This window comes from Asanoa sp. NPDC050611 (assembly GCF_040654855.1).
Lineage (GTDB): Bacteria > Actinomycetota > Actinomycetes > Mycobacteriales > Micromonosporaceae > Asanoa.
Genome location: NZ_JBFAIU010000522.1, coordinates 1 through 3,593 on the forward strand (window position 1 = coordinate 1; position 3,593 = coordinate 3,593).

The 3,593-nt window shown below is 72.6% G+C and carries 3 protein-coding genes and 1 pseudogene; all 4 read right to left on the reverse strand.

What is annotated here, in order from left to right:
* Positions 1 to 377: 377 nt before the first annotated feature.
* Complete coding sequence (locus tag AB0H87_RS39510; protein ID WP_360158237.1) at positions 378 to 992, reverse strand: GNAT family N-acetyltransferase; 615 nt, start codon at positions 990 to 992, stop codon at positions 378 to 380.
* Positions 993 to 1,095: 103 nt separating this feature from the next.
* Entirely contained in the window at positions 1,096 to 1,479 is a 384-nt protein-coding gene (locus tag AB0H87_RS39515; RefSeq protein ID WP_360158240.1) for a DUF3040 domain-containing protein, read from the reverse strand.
* Positions 1,480 to 1,557: 78 nt separating this feature from the next.
* Positions 1,558 to 2,844 (reverse strand): DNA polymerase IV, encoded by a 1,287-nt coding sequence (locus AB0H87_RS39520; protein WP_360158243.1) that lies wholly within the window; start codon positions 2,842 to 2,844, stop codon positions 1,558 to 1,560.
* 134 nt (positions 2,845 to 2,978) lie between these two features.
* Positions 2,979 to 3,551: pseudogene (locus tag AB0H87_RS39525) on the reverse strand (alkaline phosphatase family protein); the annotation flags it as partial.
* Positions 3,552 to 3,593: the final 42 nt, after the last annotated feature.

Sequence of the window (3,593 nt, forward strand, 5' to 3'; positions counted from 1 at the left end):
GTGCCGTGCCATCCCGTACGGCCCGGGCAGGTCCCGGCTGTGGCCACGGCCCCGCCGGGATCGTGACGTCACTGTCCCGGGTACGGGAGCGGCTGGGGCGGCTGAGCCCGCGCCGGTTGCTCGCTGACCGGTCCCGCTGAGCGAACCGAAAGGCCGCGCCACCCTCTGGCTGGGTGGCGCGGCCTTTCGCATGGCCCGTCCGTCGCCGCAGGTCTCTTGGCAGGGCAGGGTGCCGCGACGGTTGATGCCGGGTCTCGATCTCCCGCGCGGCTGTCGGTTCGGCTGTCCGCATGACTACGCGTGCGGTGGATCCGGTCGCTGCGCTGAGGGCGAGGTCGCGTGCCGCCGGCGGTTGAAGGGTCGCCTCGCCGTCGGGGTCAGGCGTGGCGGGTGACGGCCCGGACGTCGGGCCAGGTGACGCGGAGTTTCATCGGCTGGCCGTTGAGGCGGCCCGGAACCCCGCCCGGGTCCGAGACAGGGGCGCGTTCGACGACCCGGCCCCCGTGGGCGGCGTAGAAGGCCTGGGCCGCGGTGTTCTGCTCCTGGACCCACAGGTAGAGCGCCGGGTTGGCCGCGCCGGTCGCGGTTGCTTCGGCCGCTCGGGTGAGCAGCGCCGAGCCGAGGCCGCCGCGGTGGCGGGTGCTGGTCACGTGGAGGTTGTCGACCAGGGAGCCCCAGCGTTCGTCGTGGTCGAGGATGACGTGGACGAAGCCGGCGATGGCCGCGGCCGGGTGCTGTCGGGTACCGGACTGTCCGGTCGCGGTGGTCACTTCCGGGTGGTCGGGGGCCGGTCCGCCGGGCTCGGCCACGATGGTCACGTCGCTCGGGGCCGGGTCCCGCAGGCGCGCGGTCCAGACCGCGAGGCGGTCGGTGAGGATGTCCCCGTCCAGGTAGGTGTCCGCGTAGGCGCCCCGGTAGTAGCGCCGCCAACTGTCGGCGTGCAGGGCCGCGACGGCGGCGATGTCGGTGGTCAGCGCGGGGCGGAAGCGCATGCGGAGGGGCCTTCCGAAGACGCAAAAAGGCGTCGGACGCATGGTCCGACGCCACCAGAGATATACCCCGATGTGGCGGCCCGGGCGCCGCCGCAGCGGATTGTCAGCGGTGTCCCTCGGGGCGCTGGCGCCAGCGCTCTTCGAGACGGTCGATCAGCCCCGAACGTCGGACACGCGTGCGGCGGCTGGCGGTGCCACCGACGACGTGCAGGTCGGGCTGCTGTCCCTTGCGGTGCGACTGCATGGCGAACGCCGCGGCACCCAGCATGATGACGAAACCCGCCACGCCGAGCAGCGGTGTCTTGTTCACCGTGCCGAAGACAACCAGGGCCAGGCCAGCGATGATCACGACGGCGGCCAACAGCAGACGACGCCGCGCGTGGAAACGCGGGTCGCTGGCACGCACGGCCGAGGCGAACTTGGGATCCTCGGCAAGCGACCGCTCGATCTGCTCGAACAGCCGCTGCTCGTGCTCAGAGAGCGGCACGGCACTCCTCCCCGGTCGCGAGGTCGACCCGGGCGGGCCGACAGACCGTGACAGTCAAGCGACTGCTTACCCGCAAGTCTACGAGGGGCTTCGCGGGTCGGAAAGCGGGACGACCGACGGCCGGGGTCGAATTTCCATCCGTTCGCCCGTGAGGAGGCTGGCCGGCTGGACGACAGATCGCCCGAAACGGGCAGCTGCCGCATCAGCGGCCGCTTCCGCCTCGCGCCACCCGTGCTCGGGCGCACCCAGCTCAGGCTGCCGCGCGGCACCCGAAGCACCCGCCAGCCCCTCCACCCGCACGCCCACCAGCCGGACCCGGTCGCCGGGCCGGAGCGCCTGGTAGAGCGCCCACGCAGTCGCGAAGATCTCGCGGGCGACATCGGTCGGGGTGCCCATGGTGCGCGAGCGGTTGACGGTGCGGAAATCGGCCAGCCTGACCTTGATCGACACCGTGCGGCCGGCCTGACCGGCCCGCCGTAGTCGGACACCGACCTTCGTCGACAGTTCCAGCAACGCCCGCTTGATCACTTCGAAATCCTCGACGTCGGTGTCGAAAGTAACCTCCGCCCCGATCGATTTTTCGATCTGCTCGACCGTCACGCGCCGCGGGTCGCGCCCCCAGGCGAGCTCGTGCAGGTGCGCGGCGGCCGCGTCACCGAGCGCGGACCGCAGCATCCCGACCGGCGCCTCGGCCACGTCACCGACGGTCGCGAGCCCGAGCCGGCGCAGCACCTCGGCGGCCTTCTCCCCCACCCCCCACAGCGCGTCGACGGGCAGCGGATGAAGGAACTCGAGCACGCGGTCCTTCGGCACGACGATGACGCCGTCGGGCTTGGCCCGAGCGGACCCGAGCTTGGCCACGAACTTGGTCGTCGCGACACCGACCGAGCAGCTCAACCCCTGCTCCTCAGCCACCCGCCGCCGGATCAACGCCGCGATCGCCGCCGGCGGGCCGAGTAGTCGGCCGGCCCCGCTGACGTCAAGGAACGCCTCGTCGACGGAGAGCGGCTCGACCAGCGGCGTGACGTCCTGGAAGATCGCCATCACGGCCCGCGACGCCTCGCCGTAGGCGGCACCGTCGACGGGTAGGAACACCGCCCCCGGGCAGAGCGCCCGTGCGCGCGCGGTCGGCATCGCGCTGCGGACGCCGTAGGCCCGCGCCTCGTAGCTGGCCGAGCTCACCACCCCGCGCGGGCCGATGCCACCGACCACCACGGGCCGCCCCGCCAGGTCAGGCCGCTTGCGCACCTCGACGGACGCGAAGAACGCGTCCATGTCGACGTGCAGGATCGAGCACCCGGCGTCATCGGCCCCGGCCCCGAACCGCGCGTCACCCCCGCGCGGCACCACCTGACTGCGTCCCACGGAGAAGAGGCTATCCAGGGGGTACGACGAAAAGCGCCCACCGCGGACCTGGCAGCGCAGCGAAGCGGAGCGGTGTCCGGCGGGAGCGACGGTCCGGACCACCGCGGACCCGGGACATGATCCTTGATCTTGTCCTAGGGACGTGCTCGGGACACCAACAGCGGGATCTCCATCTCCACCGCCGAGTAGGAGCCGTGGTAGGCGATCAGCATCGCCTTGATCGCGTGCTCGGACTCTGGGGCGACGACCGCGTGGGTGCCGTGGCAGATCGCCACCACGTCGCCGATGCGGGCGAGGTTGCGCTCGGGCACCGGGCCGAACCAGCCCTGGGCGACGACCTCCTCGCGGTGGGCGACCCAGGCCGCGTCGCCGAGTACCTCGGTCCAGGTGGCGAGCACGTCCTCGGTCGCGCCGGGCAGCGTGTGCAGGTAGCGGACCCGGGGCTCGCCGGCGACCACCCGGACCCCGGCGTTCAGGCGCGGGTCGGCGTCGAAGTCGAAGCGGTGCTCCGGCGGCACGTCGAGCTGGCCGTGGTCGGCGGTGACGAGCAGCGCGGCGTCGGCGGGCAGGCCGTCGAGCACCTGGTCCAGCAGGCGGTCGACCTCGGCCGCGGCCGTGCGCCACGGCTCCGAGTCGACGCCGAACACGTGGCCGTAGCGGTCGAGGTCCGGGAAGTAGCCGTAGGACAGCGCGGGCGGGTCTCCCGCGTGGCGTCTCGCTGGTCACGTCACCGATCACGTCGGCAACGC